Annotated in this window: 21 protein-coding genes; 11 read left to right on the top strand and 10 right to left on the bottom strand. The window is 60.7% G+C overall.

Translation table 11 applies throughout. The annotated features are described in order from the left end of the window. Nucleotides 1-444: 444 nt before the first annotated feature. Nucleotides 445-831, top strand: coding sequence for a cytochrome c family protein (locus C5J24_RS19735; protein WP_105403288.1), 387 nt, complete (start codon nt 445-447; stop codon nt 829-831). A 61-nt stretch (nt 832-892) separates the two neighbouring features. Here the strand turns inward: C5J24_RS19735 and soxA are convergent, their stop codons facing one another. Genes soxA through C5J24_RS19695 form a run of 8 tightly spaced genes read right to left on the bottom strand, consistent with a single transcriptional unit; the run spans nt 893 to nt 7149 of the window. After that, nucleotides 893-1672 carry a sulfur oxidation c-type cytochrome SoxA gene (gene soxA / locus C5J24_RS19730; RefSeq protein ID WP_371674727.1) on the bottom strand — a complete coding sequence of 260 codons (780 nt, stop codon included), beginning with the start codon at nt 1670-1672 and terminating at the stop codon, nt 893-895. Next, on the bottom strand, nt 1672-1989 hold the full coding sequence (gene soxZ, locus C5J24_RS19725; protein ID WP_105403287.1) for a thiosulfate oxidation carrier complex protein SoxZ: 318 nt from the start codon (nt 1987-1989) through the stop codon (nt 1672-1674). The genes soxA and soxZ overlap by 1 nt, the downstream gene beginning before the upstream one ends. Nucleotide 1990: 1 nt before the next feature. Continuing rightward, nucleotides 1991-2449 carry a SoxY-related AACIE arm protein gene (locus C5J24_RS19720; RefSeq protein WP_105403286.1) on the bottom strand — a complete coding sequence of 153 codons (459 nt, stop codon included), beginning with the start codon at nt 2447-2449 and terminating at the stop codon, nt 1991-1993. Further along, nucleotides 2446-2922 (bottom strand): sulfur oxidation c-type cytochrome SoxX, encoded by a 477-nt coding sequence (gene soxX / locus C5J24_RS19715; RefSeq protein ID WP_105403285.1) that lies wholly within the window; start codon nt 2920-2922, stop codon nt 2446-2448. Before soxX ends, C5J24_RS19720 begins: the two co-directional genes overlap by 4 nt. Then, the gene (locus tag C5J24_RS19710) at nt 2882-4150 is read right to left on the bottom strand and encodes an NAD(P)/FAD-dependent oxidoreductase (protein ID WP_105420250.1); all 1269 of its coding nucleotides are present in this window, start codon (nt 4148-4150) and stop codon (nt 2882-2884) included. Before C5J24_RS19710 ends, soxX begins: the two co-directional genes overlap by 41 nt. Further along, nucleotides 4147-4449, bottom strand: coding sequence for a cytochrome C (locus C5J24_RS19705; protein ID WP_105403283.1), 303 nt, complete (start codon nt 4447-4449; stop codon nt 4147-4149). Before C5J24_RS19705 ends, C5J24_RS19710 begins: the two co-directional genes overlap by 4 nt. 50 nt (nt 4450-4499) lie before the next feature. After that, a complete protein-coding gene (locus C5J24_RS19700) occupies nt 4500-6680 on the bottom strand; it encodes a molybdopterin cofactor-binding domain-containing protein (RefSeq protein ID WP_105420248.1) in 2181 nt (726 codons plus the stop codon). Between the two features lie 10 nt (nt 6681-6690). Continuing rightward, entirely contained in the window at nt 6691-7149 is a 459-nt protein-coding gene (locus tag C5J24_RS19695; protein ID WP_105403281.1) for a (2Fe-2S)-binding protein, read from the bottom strand. A 510-nt stretch (nt 7150-7659) separates the two neighbouring features. Between C5J24_RS19695 and C5J24_RS19690 the strand changes: the two genes are divergently transcribed. The 5 genes from C5J24_RS19690 (at nt 7660) to C5J24_RS19670 (ending at nt 13571) form a co-directional block, all read left to right on the top strand. After that, nucleotides 7660-8169 carry an Hsp20/alpha crystallin family protein gene (locus C5J24_RS19690; RefSeq protein ID WP_105403280.1) on the top strand — a complete coding sequence of 170 codons (510 nt, stop codon included), beginning with the start codon at nt 7660-7662 and terminating at the stop codon, nt 8167-8169. A gap of 335 nt (nt 8170-8504) precedes the next feature. Next, a complete protein-coding gene (locus tag C5J24_RS19685; RefSeq protein WP_105403377.1) occupies nt 8505-9677 on the top strand; it encodes an acyltransferase in 1173 nt (390 codons plus the stop codon). After that, nucleotides 9662-10765 carry a glycosyltransferase family 2 protein gene (locus C5J24_RS19680; protein ID WP_105403279.1) on the top strand — a complete coding sequence of 368 codons (1104 nt, stop codon included), beginning with the start codon at nt 9662-9664 and terminating at the stop codon, nt 10763-10765. The genes C5J24_RS19685 and C5J24_RS19680 overlap by 16 nt, the downstream gene beginning before the upstream one ends. Further along, nucleotides 10765-11784: a glycosyltransferase family 2 protein gene (locus tag C5J24_RS19675; protein ID WP_105403278.1), complete on the top strand. Its 1020-nt coding sequence runs from the start codon at nt 10765-10767 to the stop codon at nt 11782-11784. Before C5J24_RS19680 ends, C5J24_RS19675 begins: the two co-directional genes overlap by 1 nt. Continuing rightward, a complete protein-coding gene (locus tag C5J24_RS19670; RefSeq protein ID WP_105403277.1) occupies nt 11778-13571 on the top strand; it encodes an ABC transporter ATP-binding protein in 1794 nt (597 codons plus the stop codon). The genes C5J24_RS19675 and C5J24_RS19670 overlap by 7 nt, the downstream gene beginning before the upstream one ends. Before the next feature lie 78 nt (nt 13572-13649). On the opposite strand, the gene C5J24_RS19665 is transcribed toward C5J24_RS19670, so the two are convergent. Both C5J24_RS19665 and denD read right to left on the bottom strand, forming a co-directional pair. Continuing rightward, entirely contained in the window at nt 13650-15233 is a 1584-nt protein-coding gene (locus C5J24_RS19665; RefSeq protein ID WP_105403276.1) for a diguanylate cyclase domain-containing protein, read from the bottom strand. Nucleotides 15234-15427: 194 nt separating this feature from the next. After that, entirely contained in the window at nt 15428-16411 is a 984-nt protein-coding gene (denD, locus tag C5J24_RS19660; RefSeq protein WP_105403275.1) for a D-erythronate dehydrogenase, read from the bottom strand. A 179-nt stretch (nt 16412-16590) separates the two neighbouring features. On the opposite strand from denD, the gene C5J24_RS19655 reads away from it, so the two are divergent. The 5 genes from C5J24_RS19655 (at nt 16591) to C5J24_RS19635 (ending at nt 21963) form a co-directional block, all read left to right on the top strand. Next, entirely contained in the window at nt 16591-18036 is a 1446-nt protein-coding gene (locus tag C5J24_RS19655) for an FAD-binding oxidoreductase (RefSeq protein ID WP_105420246.1), read from the top strand. A 34-nt stretch (nt 18037-18070) separates the two neighbouring features. Next, the gene (locus tag C5J24_RS19650; protein WP_105420244.1) at nt 18071-18781 is read left to right on the top strand and encodes a FadR/GntR family transcriptional regulator; all 711 of its coding nucleotides are present in this window, start codon (nt 18071-18073) and stop codon (nt 18779-18781) included. Nucleotides 18782-19115: 334 nt separating this feature from the next. Beyond that, nucleotides 19116-19649 (top strand): TRAP transporter small permease, encoded by a 534-nt coding sequence (locus C5J24_RS19645; protein ID WP_046666103.1) that lies wholly within the window; start codon nt 19116-19118, stop codon nt 19647-19649. Further along, nucleotides 19649-20926, top strand: coding sequence for a TRAP transporter large permease (locus tag C5J24_RS19640; protein ID WP_105420242.1), 1278 nt, complete (start codon nt 19649-19651; stop codon nt 20924-20926). The genes C5J24_RS19645 and C5J24_RS19640 overlap by 1 nt, the downstream gene beginning before the upstream one ends. 32 nt (nt 20927-20958) lie before the next feature. Beyond that, entirely contained in the window at nt 20959-21963 is a 1005-nt protein-coding gene (locus tag C5J24_RS19635) for a TRAP transporter substrate-binding protein (RefSeq protein WP_105420240.1), read from the top strand. Nucleotides 21964-21996: the final 33 nt, after the last annotated feature.

The following is a 21996-nucleotide window of genomic DNA, read 5'->3' as shown; positions in this document are numbered from 1 at the left end:
TTCAGCATTCTATATAAGAATATCCCCCTCTCCTGCACCAAGAAAAGTGTATCAAAGTTTCGCAAGCCTGCTGTCCGGCGGCGACGTTCCGTTGACCTTCCGATGACCTTAGGGGACGTTCCGGAACGCCTTCGTCCGCCCCTTTGCGGGCTTTATCGTTCTTTTAGGCAGTCATGCGCGGCTTCGCGGATCGGAGAAGGTTGCAGAGGCGCAAGACCAACCACCAAGTTTTGCGACATCTTGCGACAAATTTCCTGCCTGACGGCACAGTTGTGCGACAGGGGTAAAGTATCAATCGGCAGACCAGCTGGAAGGGCGAGCATTTGTTCTGACGCGCCCCGACGCATTGCTTCCCAAGCTAAACAGAGAGCAAACATGGCAGTCCCACACCGAGAGAATACCGAACGCCCGGGCGCTGCGCGCCGAAACACCACACGTGAGGGCATGCAGCGGCTTGCTGTTGTTTTGATTGTCGGACTTCTCCTACAACCCGGCAGCGCGCTGGCACAGAGTCCCGAAGCCGGTGAGCGCGTTTTTGTGCAATGTCGGGCGTGTCACCAGGTCGGTGAGACCGCACGCAATGTTACGGGTCCTCACCTCAACGGGCTTTTCGGCCGCACCAGCGGCAGCGTGGAAGGCTACGCCTATACGGCGGCAAACAAAAATGCCGGAATCACCTGGACCGATGAAAGCTTTCGTGAGTTTGTGACCAACCCAAGGGCAAAGATCCCGGGCACCAAAATGATCTATGCGGGGATCAAGAATCCCGACCAGATCACCGACCTGATCGCCTATCTCAAGCAATTCGACGCATCCGGCAAAAGACAGTAGCCGTTGTCGGGGCGGCGCGTCGTTGCCTCGACGCGAGGTGAACACGCGTCGTTTGGTACAGTTACGGCCTGATAGCGGGCGTCTCGACCGCCATGCCTTTTGCCCGAGACATCAGAAACAACTCAAGCGCGATATATTCCTCCGCGCCATAGGCGTAAGGCTCTGCGCGGACCCCGATAAGGCAGCCTCGCAGCCGCCGCTGCAACGATCCGATACCCTGCCACTCCAATCTATAGAGCGGATAACCGGTCGGGTGCCCCTGGGGGATGAGCGAGCCGGCCAGGCGCTGCCCTGCATGATCCTCATGACAGTTGGCGCAGGAGAAATTAAGCTGTCCCTGCCGCATGTTGTAGAGTGCTTCGCCTTGCCTGCGGAACGGCTCGAGCCGCGCATCGTCCGGCGGCGTGAGGGGCATACCCTGCGACTGCTTGCCGACATAGGCCGAGAGCGCGAGCAATTCCGGTCCCTCAAGCGGAAACGGCGGCGCGTTCTGACGGGTCTCGCGGCAGAGATTGATCTGTCCCTGCAGATCGACCGGCCCATTCCGTGCCGTGCTGAAGGAGGGATAGCGTGCGGCGACGCCACTCATGCTGACCTCGGCATTCTGGTGGCAATCGGCGCAAGACGTTTTCCGGCTGCCGACTTTCGCCCTCCATAATTCCTCGCCCTCCAATACGGCAAACATGCCGGGATTGGCAGTATCGTCGCGCTGCATTGCCTGCGATTCTCGGCTCATGTCTTCAAACCCCGACCGCCGGGGGTCTCGTGTCTGGGCGGCGGCAATGACGGTTGAAACCGCCACCGCGCAGAACAGCATCGAGGTGAAGGCGACGGAGGGCATCATTCGACGATGAAATCTGCGGTTTCTGTTTGCGACCTGCCGCGGTCGTCGATCCACGAGAAGGTCATGGTGCCACCCTCTTCTGCCTTGATCGTGAACGCGATGAACGGGTTTGCGGCAATTGCCGGGAATAGATCGGCGCGAAAAACTTCGATACCATTCAGCTTACAGACGAAATTCCGAATGATGTCGCGGGGGAACGACGTGCCATCCCCTTTCGGGCGATAGCCGGTTTCCATCGGATGCTGGATCAACGTCCTGATCTCGACAATCTCGCCCCGCTTCGCCTTTGGCAGATTGATCAAGACGCGAGCCATGTTAATTCTCCGCGCAGGCCGGAAGGGTGACGATCAATTCAACCGAGCCGGACCAAAAACTGCCGTCGCTCATCTGGGCAATCGCCGTGATGTTCTGGGAATCGCCGAGCCGGATGCGTGTCGATACGAACGCCCGGCCGGATCGAGGACTTAGATGGAAAACGCCGATGTTCGGCTGCGGGTTCTTCTCGTTGAAGACCGCAATCGCCTTGACGAAGTCACCTTCTGTCATCGGGCTTTCGACGGTGATCGCAAGCGGCACGGAATTGCCGTTCTCAACGAGCGGGGGAATGTCCATCTTCACACGGCCAGCCTTGACCGAGGCACTTCCGATGAAATCGCGGATGGCGTCCTGCATAGCCTCCGGCGTGGCACGCGCCGGCCGCGCCACGATCAGTGCAAGGCCGCCGACAAGTGCGGCGCGGCGAGAAAGCTTTGGTTGGACCGATCTCTCCGTCATGGCGTATCCTTCAACGTCAGCAGGAAGGCCACGACGTCCTCGACTTCCTCAGCCGACAAGACGGGCTTGCCCTGCCAGGCGCCTCCGACGCGCGTCAGACCATCGAGACGATAATAGGCCGGCATGATCGTCGACGGATTCACTTTGCTGCTGTCGACCAGACGCAATCGCAACTGCCCCTCATCCCACCGGCTGCCGGCGCCGCGAAGATCTGGCGCGAGATTGCCCTGAAACCGCTGTTCGGGGAAAGGTCCGGTATGGCACAGAAGGCAAAGCCCCTTCTGGCGGTCGGTGACGACGGTACGGCCCCGCGCCGCGGCGCCGGCTTGTCCGGTCAGCGACTGCGGAATGGCGTCGCCGACCACAGTGAAAGCGCGCAATTGCGCTATCGCCGGCGGGGCGACGAACAACGCAGCAATGAGGAACAGCCATCTAACCAAAGACTTCGTCCGTGATGGTGCGGAACCAGGCATCGGCGTGCGAGGCTTCCAGCGAGCGGAAGGCGGCTGAACTATCGGCCGGGCTGACACCGCCTGCCCCTTCCACGTCAGTCAGCACGCCGTTGACGGGCCGATAGACGCCCGCGACCGTGATGCCGTAATCGGGCGCAACGAGGCTGTAGCAGGTGTTGATCAATTTCGGCGTCTGCGGTGCCTGGCCACCGAGCAGACTTGCGATCGCCACGGCGCAGACTTTCGCTTGCGCATTCGCTGCGAACGCCGATTTCGGCATGCCGCCGGCGATGCAGGCGTCGCCGATGATATGAATGCCCGCCTGCTGTCGCGACTCGAAGGTGACCGGATCCATCGGACACCAACCGCTGCGGTCGGTGGCACCGGCAAGTGCGGCAATCTCGCCCGCGCGCTGCGGCGGAATGACATTGGCGACGTCGGCCTTGTGGCGGCCGAACTCGGTGACGAGTACCCTTTGCCCGACATCCACCTCGATGACGTTGCCGCCGGACGACATCGAGACCCATTCGAGGTTCGGATAAAGCGCCTTCCACGCCGCCTGAAACAGTCCCTGCTTCGAGAATGTGTCCTTGGCGTCGAGGATGATGAGCTTTGCGCGCGGCTTTTGGGTTTTGAGATAATACGCGATCAGGCTCGCCCGCTCATACGGTCCCGGCGGGCACCGATAGGGATTTGCCGGCACTGAGATTATCACTGTGCCGCCATCCGGCATCGCTTCCAGCTGGCTGCGCAGCAACGAGGTCTGCTCACCGGCTTTCCAGGCATGCGGCATGATCTGTGCGGCGTCTTCCGAGTAGCCGGGCAGTGCGTCGAAGCGCAGGTCGATGCCCGGCGCGAGCACGAGGCGGTCGTACCCGAGTATCGTGCCATCCGACAACGAGACGCGTTTCTGCTGCCCGTCAATCTTTGTCGCACGCTGCGCGATAACCGCCAACCCGTCCTTCTTGAGTGCGTCATAGGTGAACTGCTGCCGCGACAGCGGCCGCAAGCCGGCAAGCACTCCGTTGCTGAACGGGCATGCCGTGTAGGTGGCCGATGGCTCCACGAGTGTCACGTTGAAACCGCCGCGCTTGAGTTCGCGCGCGCAGGTTACCCCGGCAAAGCCGCCGCCGACTACCACGACGCGGCCAGCCGACTGCGCAATCGCCGGCCGCGCCAGTGCCGCGGCTGCGCCGAGAGCCGCACCAGCCTGAAGCACTGCGCGACGACTGAAGGAAGCTCGTGTCATTCCTCTCCCCTTGCCAGCCATTCCGCGATGGCCCGCATCTCGCCATCGCTAAAGCCCCTTGCGATACGACCCATGACCGTTGCCTCGCGTTCGCCATTGCGGAAGGCTTGCAGAGCGCCAAGGATGTCGGGCGCGGAAAGACCCTGCAGCGAACCGATCGAATGGCCGACGGCTGACGGTGCATGGCAACCCGAGCAGGATGACGCGCCCGGAGGCGCCGCAGCCGGACTAACCGCCGGCTGCCCCATCGCGGGAGATGACGCCATTAGAAGACCGATCGAGATCCAAACTTCCCTCATGCGCCGCACCCGCTTCATCGATGCCACTCACTTTGCGACGGTTGGTGTGCCTACGCCTTCTTCAGACTGGTTTTCGACAGCGGAACCTGCCGCACCCTTATCCCGGTTGCAGCAAAAATGGCGTTCAGCACCGCCGGTGCCGCGACGAAAATCGTCGGCTCGCCCACACCGCCCCAAAAGCCGCCGGACGGCATGATGATCGTCTCGACGTCGAACATCTCGTCCATGCGCAGCATCTGGTAGGCATCGAAATTCTCCTGCTCGACCCGGCCATTGGCGACGGTGATCTCGCCATAGAGCGCTGCGGTAAGGCCGTAGACGAATGAGCCTTCGACCTGCGCAGCGATCTGCTGCGGATTGACGGCATGGCCGCAATCCGTCGCTGCGACGATGCGATGGATCTTCAAGATGCCGGCCTCGCTTACCGAGACTTCGGCGCAGGCCGCGACGTAGCTGCCAAAGCCCATCTGCTGTGCGATGCCACGATAGACACCGGCAGGCGCCGGCGTGCCCCATCCTACCTTCTCTGCGACAGCGTCGAGCACCGCCCGATGTTTCGGATGGTTCGCCATCAACTTGCGGCGGAACTCCAGCGGATCCTGTTTCGACGAATGCGCGAGTTCATCCAGGAAGCATTCCAGATAGATGGCGTTCTGGTTATTGTTGACGCCGCGCCAGAAGCCTGCGGGCACGTGCGGATTCCGCATCGCGTGCTCGATCAGCAGGTTCGGAACGGTATAACCCAACTGGCTTTCCGGCCCTTGGGGGTTGAGACCCTGGAATGTCGCCGCATCGCGGCCATTTTGCAGACGGTCAGGATTGAGGGTTGCAAGGATCGATTGACCGGAAATTCGCATGTGCAACGCGCTCAGATTATCTTGCTCGTCAAATCCTGCGACCAGGCGGCACTGCGTGGCGGGATGATACCAGCCATGGGTCATATCTTCTTCGCGCGACCAGATCGTCTTGATCGGCGTGCCCGGCAACTCCTTCGCGATCAACACGGCGTAGCGCACGAAATCGTGGCTCGACGAGCGCCGGCCAAATCCGCCGCCCAGATGCAGCCGGTAGACTTCGTTCTTGTCGATCGGCAGGCCGGAAACCTCCGCGGCGGTGGCGAGAGCTGCCTCGGCGTTCTGGGTGGCCGTCCAGACCTCGCATTTCTCAGCCGTCCAGAGCGCCGTCGCGTTCATCGGCTCCATCGTGACGTGGTGCTGGTGCGGTACGGCATAGACGGCCTCGACGGTACGCCTGGCACTCGCGAGAGCCGCCGGCACATCGCCGTTCTTGCTACCGAGAATGGCTTCGCGGGCCGTCAGCCCTTCTTGCTGTGCCGCAAGAATATCGGCCTGCTGCACGTTGGCGTTCGGGCCTTCATCCCATTCGATCGGCAGGGCGTCGAGTGCGGTCTTGGCGCGCCACCAGGTGTCGGCGATCACAGCGACGCCAGTATCACCCAGCCTTACGGCTTTCTTGAAGCCGGGCATCTTCTCGATTTGGGTGACATCGAAGCTCTTGATCTTGCCACCGAATACCGGACAGACCTTCAGCGCGGCATTCAGCATGCCCGGCAGCTTCATATCGATGCTGTAGACTTGGCGGCCGTTCAATTTCTCCGCCGTGTCCAGACGCTTCAACGGCCGGCCGGCGATCGTCCAGGTTTTCGGATCTTTCAGCGTGATGCTGTCAGCCGCGGGCGGCGTCAATAAGGAAGCCGCCGCTGCAACCTTGCCATAACTGGTCGAGCGGCCCGTGCCCGCATGCGTGATGACGCCCTTGGCGACGGTGCATTCGCCAACCGGCACCTTCCATTCATTCGCCGCGGCCTGAACCAGCATCATGCGCGCCGCCGCGCCGCCCTTGCGCACATATTCGTTGGACTGGCGTATGCCCTGGCTGCCGGCAGTGCCGAAGTTCTGCCAGACCCTGCCGCGTCTGACATTCTCGCCAGGCGTCGGATACTCCCAGGTGACCTTGTCCCAGTCGCACTCAAGCTCTTCGGCAACGAGTTGCGCGAGACCTGTCAGCGTGCCCTGCCCCATTTCGACGCGTGCGACACGCACCACCACGGTGTCGTTGGGCCTGATAACCACCCAGGCATTGACCTCGGGTGTGACGGACTGTGCAGAAGCGTCACCGGCAAAGGGTACGTGAAAGCCGAGCGTGAGGCCCGCGGCGGCCGCAGCGCCGCTGGCAAGGAAGCCGCGGCGGGAAACAGTGATCGTGTTCATGGTGTCCTCCTCAGCCGGCCATGGTGTTGGATGCAAGCTCGATCGCGGCCTTGATCCGATTGTAGGTGCCGCAGCGGCAGATGTTGGTCATCTCGTCACGGATCTGCTGCTCGGTCGGCCGGGGATTGGCGCTCAGCAGGGCTGTCGCCGCCATGATCTGGCCGGACTGACAGTAGCCACATTGCGGCACGTCAAGTTCCAGCCATGCCTTTTGAACAGGGTGCGTCAGGTCCGGCGAAAGGCCTTCAATGGTGACGATCTTCTGCTGCTCGGTCACGCTGGAGACCGGAATGGCGCAGGAGCGCGTCGCAATTCCGTCGATATGAACCGTGCAGGCACCGCATTGCGCAATGCCGCAGCCGTATTTGGTACCGGTCAGCCCGACCTGTTCGCGGATGACCCATAGCAGCGGTGTGTCAGGCTCAACGTCAACGTCACGGATGATATCGTTTATAGAAAGCCGAGCCATGAAACCTCTCCCATGTTGAGTTATCACCGGCGCCAGCACGTTATTGCGCCGGCACCATCGATCACATGGAAGACCTACCGAAGGTTTGTCGCACAGATGTGCCGCGGGCGTCCGAATTTGTATAAAAGTGTATCGCTGCACGCGTCGTTGAAATGGCGATGCGCGGCCAAGCACGAGGTTGCTTCAGCCCCTGACGAGGCAGCGCGCCCTCGCCGGCTACTGCTCATCATGTCGCCCCCTATGAAAAATTCATCCGCCCCATACCGAAACGGAGGCGAAATTTTCCATTCCTGATGTCTAAGATCAGGCTCCTCTTGAAACTGTAACCACCTGAATTAAATCAGTTATGTGGGCCTCCTTGTGAGGGCCTGGCGTAAGTCCGGGAGGCGCTGATCGCTTTTTGGCGCCTCTTGTATCCATGTTGTTTCCAAGGAGGATCGAAGGTACCGGGCCGCCCCCGGTGCCGGCGGAAAAATCATGCCAACTGAACCAACAGAAAGGAGAAGAACCATGAGTGTTCGTGATCTCATTCCCTGGGGCCGCAACAATGGCAATCAGGTTCCCAGTCTGTTGCGCGACAATGATCGCGACCCATTCCTGTCTTTGCATCGCGAGGTAAACCGGTTGTTCGATGACGTCTTCCGTGGCTTCGGTTCCGGCCTGTCGTCATTGAGTGCAGCCAACAGCTTCGGCGGTGGATGGCCGAGCGTCGAGATCTCCGACAACGAGAAGGAGGTCAAGGTGACGGCCGAGATTCCGGGCCTGGAGGAAAAGGATATCGAAGTCCTGCTCAACGATGGCGTGCTGACGCTGAAAGGCGAAAAGCAGTCCGAAACCGAGAGCAAGGACCGCCAGTTCTCCGAGCGCTTCTACGGCCGCTTCGAACGCCGCATCCCGCTTGGTGTCGAGGTGGAGGAAGACAGGGGCGACGCCCACTTCCGCAACGGTGTTCTGACTGTGACCCTGCCGAAGACGGAAAAGGCGCAGTCGCAGGTCAAGCGGATCGCCATCAAGGGCTAACGATCCTGCCCGACGGCCTGCCTTTCGGCGGCCGTCGGTATCAACCGGAGCGCCAGGTCGCTGCTACGCATCGTCGGTCGGACGATGCACCGGGCAATGGTCCCGGAATGGACCTGCACAACGTGCAGTCGAAAACCTTGCCTCTTCAAATAGGACTAAAGGCTGCCCTATTGCGGGGCTAAAGTCTGAAAAGTAGTGGCGGCCACAGTTTGGTCGGATTCCACCTGAACTTTTCGGGCTGCCAAAACAGTTCCTTGGGGTTCCAAACAAAAGCACGGCGGCAAAATTCGAGCGAGGCGGGAGTTATCACAAGTTCTGCGCAACTGGGGGGCTCCATGCTTCATGCACGCGACCGACAATTGGATGGCCTTAGAACCCTTGCCGTCTCGATGGTTCTGTACGCGCATTTTTTCGCGGCCGATGGGTCGCACTGGGGCCATATCGGCGTTCGCCTGTTCTTCGTTCTCAGCGGTTTCCTGATAACCCGGCTTTTGCTGGAAGCGCGCTCTGCCACCCAGTACGAACCAGGCACCGCGATAAGATCGTTCTATATTCGCCGGGCGCTCCGCATATTCCCACCGTACTTTGCGGTGCTCAGCTTCGTCTGGCTGGTCAACCTCGAGCAGGCCCGCGGTAGCATCAAATGGCACGCCCTTTACCTCTCGAATTTCTGGTACGCCCTTCGCGATGAATGGACGCCCTGGGTGCTTTGTCACACCTGGAGCCTGAGCATCGAAGAGCAGTTCTATATCGTGTGGCCGCTCGTCATCCTGCTCGCCTCGCGCCGCTGGCTTGAGCCGATCTGCATCGCTCTCATCGCATGCTCGCTTGCCTATCGATTCTATTGGCCGTTCACGGGGACCCCTTCGCTCGCGCGGGATCTTCTTCCTCCGGCGTCGATGGACGCGCTGGTGGCGGGCGCGCTCCTTGCGCTCCATCGCACGCGATCTCAGACATTGCCGCACTGGATGCGGCTAAGTTCGGCACCCTTGCTTGTTGCAACAGCCATTTTGATGTGGCTGAAACCGCTCCCCCTGTCACCGACGCTCGCCTGGATGAATTGGATCGGCTTGGAGGTTCTTCCTCTTATCCCGCTCACCGCCCTGGTCGGATACTGTTCGTCGGGTCTGCGGGGAGCTCCCGGCCCTCTATTGGAATTGCCCCCGATCACCGCTATCGGACGTGTCAGCTACGGGGTGTATCTGTTCCATCCGATCGTCCTCTCTTTCGTCGTAAGCGCACAGCCGTGGATTCCGTTCAACGTCTCGGAACAGGGTTTCGGACGCCTCATCTTAGGAACCACGGGTACGTTGGCGTTGGCCGCGATCTCGTGGCTGGCCTTCGAAAAACCACTCAACCAGCTCAAGCGCTATTTCCCGTACGTCCCGCCAAGAAAGCTTGACCCGACGTGTGACGCGCCGTCTGCCACAGCCATTTCGGAGGCTGCGCAAATGCAGGAACTCCGATTTGCCACGCCATTGCGAGTCGAACGATGTCCTCCCCGCTGATCTCCGTCGTATTGCCCGTCTACAACGGCGAAGCTTATCTCGCTGCCGCGGTCGAGAGCATCCTGCGGCAGGACTACAGGCGCCTTGAGATCGTCGCCATCGATGACGGCTCGAACGATCTCTCGCTGGATATTCTGCACCGATATCAGAAGCTTGACGATCGCGTTCGCATCGTCTCGCGCGAGAACCGCGGACTGATCGCGAGCTTGAACGAGGGCATAGCCCTGGCTAGAGGTGACCTGATCGCCCGAATGGACGCGGACGATATCTCCTATCCAACCCGCTTTTCCCGTCAAATCGCGCTCTTTGAGCAGCAGCCTCAGCTTGCGATCTGCGGAACGGAAGTCGATCGGCTTCTCGGCAGCCGCGTCGTGCGCAGCACGCCAAATCCCATTTATCAGTCGGGGGATTGGCACATATTGTCGCTGTTCTTCACGATCTTCCTGCATTCGACGGTGATGTACAATCGCAACATCATTCCCGAGGATATGCTGGTTTATGACGCAAGCTATGTCCACGCGGAGGATTTCGATCTCTTCAGGCGCATTACCCGTGAGTTTCCGGCGGCGATGATCGATGAGAGCCTGATCGCCTATCGTATCCACAGCGACAGCGTTACCAACAAGCACAGGCGGCAAATGCGCCGAACCCACCTGAAGATCGTCGCCGAGAACCTCGAACGGCAGGCTCTCAACGACGATCCCGATGCTCTTCTTGCTATCGGCGCAGCCGTTACGCCGGATACGGTGCGGCTAGCCGCCGATTGCATGCTCGCGATCGAAGGAAAGGTCGCCGAGCAGGTGGGTACGAGCGCCAGCAGCTACGCAGAAGGAGCCCTGTGCTTCTTCTATTTTCTCTACCAATTCATTGCTGACGAGCAGCGTCCGGAGTTGACCCACGCATTTCTCATGCGAACGGGAAAATGGGATGTCATCCGGCGGCGGGAACGCTACGGCCTTCGAGCCGCCGTCGCTGCACCCTGGTTGAGCCGCATGTCGGAAGAGGCGATCCGGAGGCTCGATGGGTTGGCACGGTATTATCAATCGGTGCCGGCCAAAACGGTGTTACCGCTTCGAGGGCTCGCCTGATGTCCAGGGAGCACGAGCAACCCATACGCGCCAGCCCCGCCTCGTCCCCCGACGCGCATCACCCTGTTGACGCAAGCTTTATCGTCTGCACCCGCAACAGGGCGGCCGCGCTCGAGGCATGTATCAGCTCGATCGAAGCCGCCTGCAAAGCCTGTTCCCTAAGCTGCGAGCTGGTGGTGGTCGACAATGGATCCACCGACGATACAGCCGCGCGTTTATCCCGCATCGCGGCGAAATCCGCTGTTCCCGTCAGGTGGATGGTGGAGCTGCGGCCTGGCCTGGCTGCCGCGCGCAACACGGGAATGGAGCGGGCGCGAGGCCGGCTGCTGATCTTTATCGACGATGACTGCGTCGTCGAGAGCTCGTACCTCCAGGATCTGAACCGCCATTATTCGGCCGGTGAACGGTGTATTGTCCGGGGTGGCCGCGTTGATCTCGGCAGCCCGCACGATCTTCCTTTCACAATCAAGCGGTCGCGATTCCGGGCCCGCTTCACGCCGGATGTTCATCCCGGCGGGTTCGTGCTCGGCTGCAACATGACCATGCACCGAGAAGCGGCAGCCCGCATCGGGCGCTTTGACGAGCGGTTCGGGGCCGGCGGCCCGCTGCGGTCCGCAGAAGATACGGATTACCTCGTTCGTGCCCATCAGCTCGGCATTCCAATCGAATATGTTCCCGACATGACGGTCCAGCATTTTCACGGGCGAACCACACGCGATGCCATCGAACGGCTTCACCGGGATTACAGCTTTGGAAACGGCGGCCTTTGCGTCAAGCATGCCTTCAAGGCCCCCTGGCTGCTTCGCCATTTCTGCTGGACGACCCGATCGGCCTGGCGGGAACTGTTCGGCGGCTACCGTTTCGATCCGGAGATTTCCCTGTCCCACCTGACGATCGTGGCCATGAACCTGGTCGGAGCAGCCAAATTTGCCTTGCTCGCCGTCCGGTGGCCAAGACAGGCGGATACCGACACGACCAGCCGTCTGCCCCGCCCGCAACGGGGAACGCCGCCATGCTAGATTTCCTCACATCGAGTTCTCACCTCCTGCGCGAGGCTCTGGGGAAAAACACCGGCCTGTTGGCTGTCGTGGTTGTCCTGGGACTGAGCAGCGCCGTGCTCGAAGGCACCGGCATCGGTCTTGTCATCCCGATGCTCAGCATCATTGCCGGTGAGAACGATGTTTCGGGAATGGCCGGCCTTTCCGCCGTTTTTCAACGGGTGGGAACCGGATTGGACGACCAGACGCGGCTAATCGTCATCGCGGCCGCCATTCTCGGATTGATCACCGTCAAGAACGTGCTGGCCTTTGCCAACGCGGTGCTTGCCAATTTCATTTATGGCAAGGCCGGTCATTCGATCCGGCACCGTCTCGCCGACCAGCTTTTGACGATCGGCTACCCGTTCTTCCTGCAGCAAAGCCCGGGGCGGCTGCTGAACATCGTCTCCAACGAGTCCTGGCGGGCTTCGGACGCGGTCCAGACCATCCTTGCCGCGATCGTGAATGCATCGGCGGCCGTTATCCTGCTCGCATTTCTGCTGCTTCTTTCGTGGCAGATGTCGCTGTGCGTCACGCTTGGGCTTGTCCTGATCCAGGCTATCCATGCCTTGCTGTCGGCAGGCCTGAAGGGCCCGAGCCGCAACGTCACGTCGTTCAACAGTGAACTTGCCGCGAGAATGCTTCACCTCGTTCACGCCGGGCGCCTGATCCGCGCATTCGGACAGGAACTGCGTGAAAGAACGATCTTCGACGCGGCTTCAAATGCGGTGCGGAAGGCTGGCTTCGTTCTTAACAGCCGCCAGGCAGCTCTCCCGCCACTAACCGAAGTGCTGCATTCCGCCCTCTTTCTGGGCGTGGTTGTCAGCGCATGGCAGGTCGGGGTCGGGTTCCCGGTCATCGTCGCTTTCGTCGTCCTGCTTTATCGGCTGCAACCGCATGTCCGCGCGCTGCAGATGGCCTGGAGCCAGATCCAGGGATGGAGCGGGTCGCTGGAAGAGGTCGGATGGCTACTGGATTCCTCCGACAAACCAGCGGCGCCCCAGGGTAGCCACCCGATCCAGGGGCTCCGCCAGCAGATCAAGTTCGACCAGGTGACCTTCAGGTATCCGGGCTCCAGCACGCGGCCCGTGGTCCTGCGTTCGGTAAGCTTCGACATTCGCCAGGGCCGCTCGACCGCAATTGTCGGGCGGTCGGGCGCCGGCAAGAGCACGATCGTCAATCTCCTATGCCGGTTTGTGGAGCCGGATCAGGGCAATATTCTTGTCGACGGCATTCCACTCGATCAAATCGATCCTGCTGCATGGCGCCGACAGATCGCGCTTGCCAGCCAGGATCTTGAACTGGTGGATGGCACCATTTTCGAGAACATTGTCTACGGCCACGATACGTCCCTCCCCGCGGCGGAAAGCGCAGCGAGGCTTGCCGAAGCGCATGAATTCATCGAGAAGCTGCCTGACGGATATGAAACTGTCGTCGGCTACCGGGGAGCGAGCCTGTCGGCCGGTCAACGACAGCGGATCGCACTGGCAAGAGCTCTGGTCCGCGATCCGGAAATCCTGATCCTGGACGAGGCCACCAATGCCATGGACGGCCTGTCCGAGGCATCGATCGTGGAGACGTTGAAATTAAGAGCCGGGCGCCGCACCACAATCGTCGTCAGCCATCACCACAGCACCATTTCCTTCTGCGACGAGGTCGTCATTCTCGGTGCCGGCCGCGTCCGCAATCAGACGCCCTTTGCCGAGGTTGCATCCTTGAGCATGGAACAGCTTTACGAACATGAGATGTCCCACGGCAGCCAATCCTGAGAATGACGTTTAAACCCGCCGGAGCCGCCGCGTTCTCAAGACCAGGTGCCAAGCGATGATGCGGGTCTGCCTGTGGCCTCAGCCAACCGTGACAGCCAAGGGCATAATCTCGTCTTCGGCCATCCGCCAGGTGTTGCGGCCGGCCGACTTTGCCCGATAAAGCGCACGATCCGCTGCCTGGACAAGCGTTTCCCGATCGCCGGCGGCAACGCTTGCAGCGGCTACGCCTATGCTGACCCCGATGCTGATCGACAATCCCTTGATCCGGAAGGGTGCGTTCAAGGCCGATATGCACCGATCGGCAAGGCCGATATCCGCCTGGTCTTCGGTTTTCACGAGGATTGCGAATTCATCGCCGCCGAGGCGGGCCACCAGATGTCCGCCTGCCGCCGAACGCAATCGCTCACCGGCAAGCTGCAGGACCTCGTCGCCGGCGGCATGGCCGAACGTGTCATTGACCGGCTTGAATCCGTCGAGATCGAGGCAGTAGACGATGACGGCGCCCTCGGTCGCTTCAGTCTTGAATGCTTCATCGAGCGCTTTGTAGAACTGCATACGGTTCGGCAGGCCGGTCAGAATATCATGATGCGCCAACCTGTTGGCCTCCGCTTCCGCCAGCACCCGGTCGCTGACATCCGCGATCGTCAGCAGGAGCCGTCGATCGCCGCCGTCGTAGAGCAACCGGACATAAATGAGGACATGGTGTTCCCGGCCCTCCGCCGTTCGCTGGCGCCAGACGGTGCGCGCTTCGCAGTTGCCGTCGAGATTGCGGAGCCTCGCGGCGAACTCTTCACCCTGGCCTTCGGCGTGCATGTCGAAAACGACTTTGGCAAGAAGGACCGATCTATCGTAGCCATAGAACTGAAGCGCCGCGTGATTGGCTTCAAGGATCGCAAGGCTGTCCCCGTCGCAGAGCAGCATCGGCATCGGGTTGGCGTCGAACAGTTGCCGAAGCCACTCCTCCCGTTGCTTGAGGCTGCTGATGTCGATGCGCATCCCGATGGCGCCGCCATCCGGCGTGCGGCGATCGTCATAGCGCAACCATCGCCCGTCGTTCATTTGCCGCTCCTCCTGGGAAACGGGCTGTCGAAACTTCGCCATGCGCTCGCTGAGCCAGACGTCCTGGTCCGGCACCACTTCCTGGATGCTGCCGCCTGCAAGGCTGATCTTCAAGATCTCCTCGAACGGAATTCCGGGCGTCAGGTATTCGGCGATATCGGCATAGAGATCGGCGTATTTCTGGTTCCATAGGACGTAACGGTCCTTGGCGTCGAAGACACAGACCGCTTGCGGCAACATCTCGATGACATATCGCAGACGAAGATTGGCTTCCCGTGCGGCGAGCCCCGCCGATTTCTCCTGGCCGCCGGCATCGATCCAGATCATGGTGAGCGGCTCATCCGAGCCGGGACATGGCGAAACTCTGATATTGCAGGTCCGAGCTTCCCCTGCCCTGCTGCTCAAGAGAACCGGCGAACCCTCGGGATTGTCCAGCGGCCACCCGGGCAGGAGATCGGTTATGGCTGTGCCATGCAAAGTGTCGGTTGCGCCAAAGAGCGCTCTTGCCTCGGCATTCGCAAAGGTGACGAAGCCCGCTGCGTTCACAATGAGCGCGGCAAGCGGACAGGATTCCAGCAGGGTCATCACTTCCGCACCAAGCATAGCCCCCTCAAGCACTGCCAATCTGCCTGGGAAAAATCTACGGATGGAGGATACGCGGCAAGAATGAAATAAATCGCTAAAGTTCAAACGCCACATATAAATGACGCGGCCTCGCTCCGAGGGATTCCGACATCTGAGCGAGGACCGCCGTTCGTTTTTGAGGCAAGCCCCTTAGTCCACTCGCGGATTTCCCATCACAGGCGGCCTCCAAGCTCATCCTCGATATGGACGCGGATGATCTCGTCGAAATTTCTCTCCGCGGTAAAGCCGAGGGCGGTCGCGCGTTTTGCCTCGAAACCAGGTGCCCAGCCTGCAACCATTCTCATGATCATCTCGTCCGGGACGCGACGAATGAGATGTACTGCCCTTTCGCCGGCCACGCGGCGAAGCGCATCGATCTGCTCGCCGACGGTTGCGCTGACGCCCGGCATGGAAAGATTGCGGTGCTGGCCGACCCGCTCGAGATCCATATTCGCCGCATGGACGAGGTATCCGACAGCCGAGCGAGGCGACGTATGCCAGTGACGCACGTCATCCGATACCGGCAGGATCGCCTCCTGCCCGATCAGCGGCTCCCGCAGAATGTTCGAGAAGAAGCCGGATGCAGCCTTGTTGGGCTTGCCGGGCCTGATGCACACGGTCGGTAGCCGGATGCCGATGCCGTCGAAGAAACCCCGGCGGGTGTAGTCCGAGAGGAGAAGCTCCGAAATGGCCTTCTGGGTGCCATAGCTGGTAAGCGGCGTCAGATGGAAATCATCGGGAATGGGGAACGGCAGGGGAGCACCCGCAACAGCGATGGATGACGTAAAGATGACCCGCGGCTTGTAGCCATCCTCGCCGTTTGCGAGGCGAATCGCATCGAACAGGTAGCGGGTGCCATCCAGATTGACCCGGTAGCCCTTTTCGAAATCGAGCTCCGCCTCCGCCGAGACGATCGCGGCAAGATGAAAAATTACGTCGGGGCGGGACCCGATGAGCTTCTCGGCCTCGCCCGGCATCGAGAGGTCGGCGTCGCTCGTCACCACGGATCCGGAAAACCCCTCCGGATGATCGGGCTTCACGACGTCGACGAGGGTCAGCTTATCGATCGGCTTGCCGAGAACGCCACCGTCGGCGATGAGACGCGCCGTCAGTTTGCGGCCCACCATCCCGGCCGCGCCTATGATCAGAATATGCATGCTTCCTCCCATTTCGACCGAAGCACATGACTGCCCGGATACGCCAAATTTATATTGTACGGTTGTCTGATAACCTTATATGCTTCCGTTGCAAACAGGATAGTTGTGCGCCGGGACAAGGCGTGGGGCAAACGAAACTATCCATCCAGGGGACGAATCATCCGAAGGAACCACGCAGAATGACGAGCCTGCAAACTGACCCGGCCGGAGAGCATCGCCTCCTCCTGCGATCGATGCTTGGCGAGGACCTTGTCCTGACCGATACGGATGCGATGGCGCGATACTGTCGCGATTGGCACGGCGACGTGACCAGTGCTGCGGTCGCCGTCCTGAGGCCGCGATCGACGGATGACGTGGTGGCTTGCGTCAAAGCCTGCCGAGAGTTCGGGCTCATGATTGTCCCGCAGGGCGGCAATACAGGCCTCGTGCTGGGCGGCATTCCCGATGCGCCGGAGCGTCAAGTCGTTCTCAGCCTGGAACGCATGAACCGTATCCGCAAGATCGATGTCGACGATTTCTCGGCCGTCGTCGAGGCGGGCTGCATCCTGTGGGAGCTGAAGGAGGCGATCGCCACAGAGGGAATGTTCTTCCCGCTGGCGCTCGGCGCGCAGGGAAGCTGCCGGATCGGCGGCAACGTCTCCACCAATGCCGGTGGCATCAACGTGCTTCGATACGGCATGACACGCGAACTGGTGCTGGGCCTCGAGGTCGTGCTGCCGGATGGTACGGTCTTCGACGGCCTCTCGACACTCAGGAAGGACAATCGCGGCATAGACTTGAAGCAGATCTTCATCGGTGCCGAAGGCACGCTCGGCATCGTCACCGCCGTGTCGATCAAGCTGACGCCCAACCCCGATCAGGTGGCGACCGCCCTTGTCGGCCTCGCCTCTCTGGAGGATGCAATCACCCTCTATCGCCGTGCCCGGCGCGACTGCAGCGACCTGATGTCCGCCTTCGAATTTATGCCACCCCTTGCCTTCACGCTCGCCCGGGAAGCCATCCCGGACCTGCCGATGCCGATGGCCACCGACTATCCCTGCTATGTTCTCATGGAGGTTTCCGGCTCGGGCCTCGTCGATATCGGCGACCTGATGCAGCGGTTCCTCGAAGGCGTCATGGAAGACGGAATCGTCCTCGACGGCGCGATCGCCTCATCACAGGCCCAGGCGCGAAACCTGTGGCTGATCCGCGAAGGGATGAACGAAGGCCAGGCGAAACGTGGTGTCCACATGCGCAGCGACGTTTCGGTTCCGCTCTCCAAAGTGCCCGCCTTTGTCGCCGAGGCCGAAAAGGCGATCCACGACGCGCTGCCCGACTGCGTTTGCGTCTCCTACGGTCATGTCGGCGATGGGAATGTCCATCTCAACGTTCTGCCATCCGTGGAACTGCCCCATGAGCAGCGGCTCGAAAGAATCTATCAGTCCAAGGCCATCCTGAACCAGGTGCTTGACCGCTTCCAGGGAAGCCTCAGCGCCGAGCACGGCATCGGCCGCCTCAAGCGGGCAGATTTCGATGCACGCCTTCCGGAAACCAAACGCCGCTTGCTGACGGCCATCAAGAATGCCATCGATCCTGACATGGTGATGAACCCGGGCTGCCAGTTAAATTTTACCGGGAAGTCGTAGAAGAGCGTCACAAGGGAGGGGCGGCGCCGTGGTAATGGACTTCAGCCAGATCAGACGAAACGAGCATCTGCCCGCACGGATCGCGTCGCAGATCGGGCGCGAGATCAGTGACGGCCGGATTGCGCCCGGCGAAAAGCTGCCGACGGAACACATTCTGGCGAAGACCTTTGGCGTCAGCCGATCGGTCGTGCGCGAAGCGATCGCGCAGCTTCGCAATGAGGGCCTGGTCGAGACCCGGCAAGGCGTTGGAGCGTTCGCCACCGATTTTGAGCACAGGCAGTCGATTCGCATCGAACAGGGCAATCTTTCCGACCACGCGAGTTTTCAAAGCCTGTTTCAGCTCCGGCTGCCCCTCGAGATCGAGGCGGCCGGTCTCGCAGCCGCCAATCACACCGCCGAAGACCTAGTGAAACTCGACGAAGCGCTTGAACAGATGACGGGCGGAGAAAAATGGACCGAGAAAGGCGTCCTCGCCGACCTCGCCTTCCATCGCCAGATCGCGGCGTCCACGCATAACGAATACTTCCTGCTATTCCTCGGTTTTATCGCGGAGCGAATTCATCTGGCCATCAATACGGCCAGGGAGGCAGCCGTGTTGACTGAGATCGTCGAAGTGACGATCGCGGAACATGTCGCAATCCGTGATGCGCTTGCGAGCCGCGATCCCATCCGCGCCCGGGAGGCAATGCGCCATCACCTTCACGGTGCGGCAAGCCGTCTCGACCTTCAGTTGAAAGTTTACTAAGCTTCCAGCCAGCCGCCTCGTTAGATCGATCCAGGGGATTTCCCGAAAGCGGTCAAGGGCCGCTGGACAGCGAGTAAAACTGTCTTTAGAGATACCGCAGGTGGAGGTTGTCAGACATCCTGACAATTGAGGGAGCGTGGGAGAGATCTTTGCGATGGAGGAGAGTCTGATCGCATACCAAATCGGAAACCACATCGTGGCGTCCAGTCTGCCGCTTGAGCCGCTGGTCGATGAAGCGGAGCATCGGGCAAACGCCCGGAGCGGAATTTGACGTTGTCGACGGTGACGAAGACCTTCGCACGGCGCGGGCTCTTGTAAGAATTCGGAGGGGAACATGCAAAAGGCAATCGATCTTTTTTTTAAGGCATTGGAAGTCCTATTGATCCTGCTGCTTTCAGCAATGGCGATCATGGTGTTTGCCAATGTGGTTCTTCGCTACGCCTTCAATTCCGGCATGTCCGTCTCTGAAGAACTTTCCCGCTACTTCTTCGTCTGGCTGAGCTTCGTCGGCGCAGTCGTCGCATTTCGCGAACATGGTCACCTCGGCGTCGAAAGCGTCGTGGCGCTTTTCGGCCGCAAGGGTCGGCTGGTCTGCATGATCCTTTCTAACCTCGTCATCCTCGCTTGCTCGATGATCTTTTTCTGGGGGACTTGGCAGCAATTCGAGATCAACGCCAGCATGAGCGCGCCGGTGACCGGCATTTCTATGATCTGGGTCTACGGCATCGGCCTGTTTACCGGCGCCGGCTTGTCGCTGATCGCGCTGGAGCGGCTGTTCCGCTATGTCACCGGCCGGGCAACGGCGGAGGAGATCAGCATCTTTGCCGGTGAAAACCTGACGATCGAGCAGATGGCGGAGCGTACCTGATGACACTTATCGTATTCATCGTATCGCTTCTCGGAGCCATGGCGATCGGGGTGCCCGTCGCGTTCTCGCTGATGTTCTGCGGCGTCGTGCTCATGTGGTACATGGACATGTTCAACACCCAGATCATCGCCCAGAACATGATCGCAGGTGTCGATACCTTCACCCTGCTCGCCATTCCGTTCTTCATCCTCGCAGGCGAGCTGATGAACTCGGGCGGCCTGTCGCGCCGGATCATCGATTTTGCCATTGCCTGCGTCGGCCATATCCGCGGCGGCCTCGGCATTGTCGCGATCATGGCAGCCGTCATCATGGCCAGTATTTCGGGCTCGGCCGCTGCCGATACGGCAGCCCTTGCCGCCATCCTTATCCCGATGATGGCGAAGGCTGGATACAACGTTCCCCGTTCCGGCGGCCTTATAGCGGCGGGCGGCATTATCGCGCCGATCATTCCGCCGTCCATGGCCTTCATCGTCTTCGGCGTCGCCGGCAACGTCTCGATCACCCAGCTTTTCCTTGCCGGCATTTTTCCCGGCATCCTGATGGGCCTGTCACTGATCATCGCCTGGCTCATCGTCGTGCGGAAGGACAATGTCCAGCCGCTGCCGAAGGCGTCGACGAGCGAACGCCTGCGCGTCACCGGCCGTGCCGCCTGGGCGCTCGGCATGCCGGTGATCATCCTCGGCGGCATCAAGGCCGGCATCATGACGCCGACCGAGGCCGCCGTCGTCGCCGCCGCCTACGCGCTCTTCGTCGGCATGGTGATCTATCGGGAGCTGAAGCCAAGCCACCTGCCGCACGTCATCCTGCAGGCCGCCAAGACCACCTCGGTCATCATGTTCCTGGTCGCGGCGGCGCTGGTGTCCTCGTGGCTGATCACCGCGGCCAACATCCCGGCCGAGATCGTCGGTTACATCGAGCCGCTGATCGACCGTCCGATGCTGCTGATGTTCGCCATCATGATCCTGGTGCTCGTCGTTGGCACTGCGCTCGACCTGACGCCGACCATCCTGATCCTGACACCGGTCCTCATGCCGATCGTCAAGCAGGCTGGCATCGACCCGGTCTATTTCGGCGTGCTCTTCATCATGAACAATTCCATCGGCCTCATCACTCCGCCGGTCGGCGTAGTATTGAACGTGGTCAGCGGCGTAGCACGCATTCCGCTTGGCAAGGTCACGGCCGGGGTCTGGCCGTTCCTGATTGCTGAGACGATTGTGCTGTTTCTGCTGGTCCTGTTTCCAGACCTCGTGCTCGTGCCTGCACGCTGGCTCCATTAAACCTGTCTCAAGCTCATCCATGGGAGGATAATATGAGAAAACTGCTACTGGCTACCACCACACTTGCCATCGCTTGCGCATCGGCCGCACCGGCCTTCGCCGAATTCAAGGCGCGCAACATCCGCGTTTCGAACGGCATCAATGCCGACCATCCGGTCGGCAACGGCATCGCCGCCATGCAGAAGTGCCTGGACGAGAAGTCCGGCGGCAAGATGAAGCTGACAGCCTTCTGGGGCGGTGCGCTCGGCGGCGACCTGCAGGCCACCCAGGCCCTGCGCTCCGGCGTCCAGGAAGCCGTGGTGACGTCGTCGTCGCCTCTGGTCGGCATCGTCCCGGCACTCGGCGTCTTCGATCTGCCCTTCCTGTTCGGCAATGCGCAGGAAGCCTACAAGGTGCTCGACGGCAAGTTCGGCGACATGATGAACCAGAAGCTGGATGCCGCCGGCCTTGTCAATCTCGCCTACTGGGAAAACGGCTTCCGTAACCTGTCAAACTCGGTTCGCCCGGTCACCAAATGGGAAGATTTCTCGGGGATGAAGGTTCGCGTCATGCAGAACAACATCTTCCTCGACACCTTCCAGAACCTCGGTGCCAACGCCACCCCGATGGCCTTCGGCGAGGTCTTCTCGGCGCTCGAAACCAAGGCGATCGACGCACAGGAAAATCCCTATGTGACGATCGATACCTCGAAGTTCTTCGAAGTCCAGAAATACGTCACCGAGACCAACCACGCCTACACGCCGTTCCTCTTCTTGTTCTCCAAGGCAATCTTCAACACCTATGCCCCGGACGAGCAGGCTGCCCTTCGCGCCTGCGCGGTCGTCGGCAGGGATGTGGAACGCCAGGTGATCGGCGACCTCAACAAGAAGTCGCTTGAGAAGATCAAGGCGGCCGGCCTGCAGGTCAACACGCTTTCGCCGCAAGAGCAGCAGCGCATCCGCGAAAAGTCCGCGGTCGTCTATGAGAAGCACAAGGCTGCAATTGGCGCCGAGGTGGTCGACGCCATCGTCGCCGAGCTCAAGGAAGTCCGCAAGTAACGGAACGCGCCCGTATCCCGGCTGTAGCCCGTC

The organism is Neorhizobium sp. T25_27, assembly GCF_002968565.1.
Taxonomy (GTDB): domain Bacteria; phylum Pseudomonadota; class Alphaproteobacteria; order Rhizobiales; family Rhizobiaceae; genus Neorhizobium; species Neorhizobium tomejilense.
The sequence above is the reverse complement of the archived record's forward strand: the minus strand, read 5'-3'. Positions and strand labels throughout refer to the sequence as shown.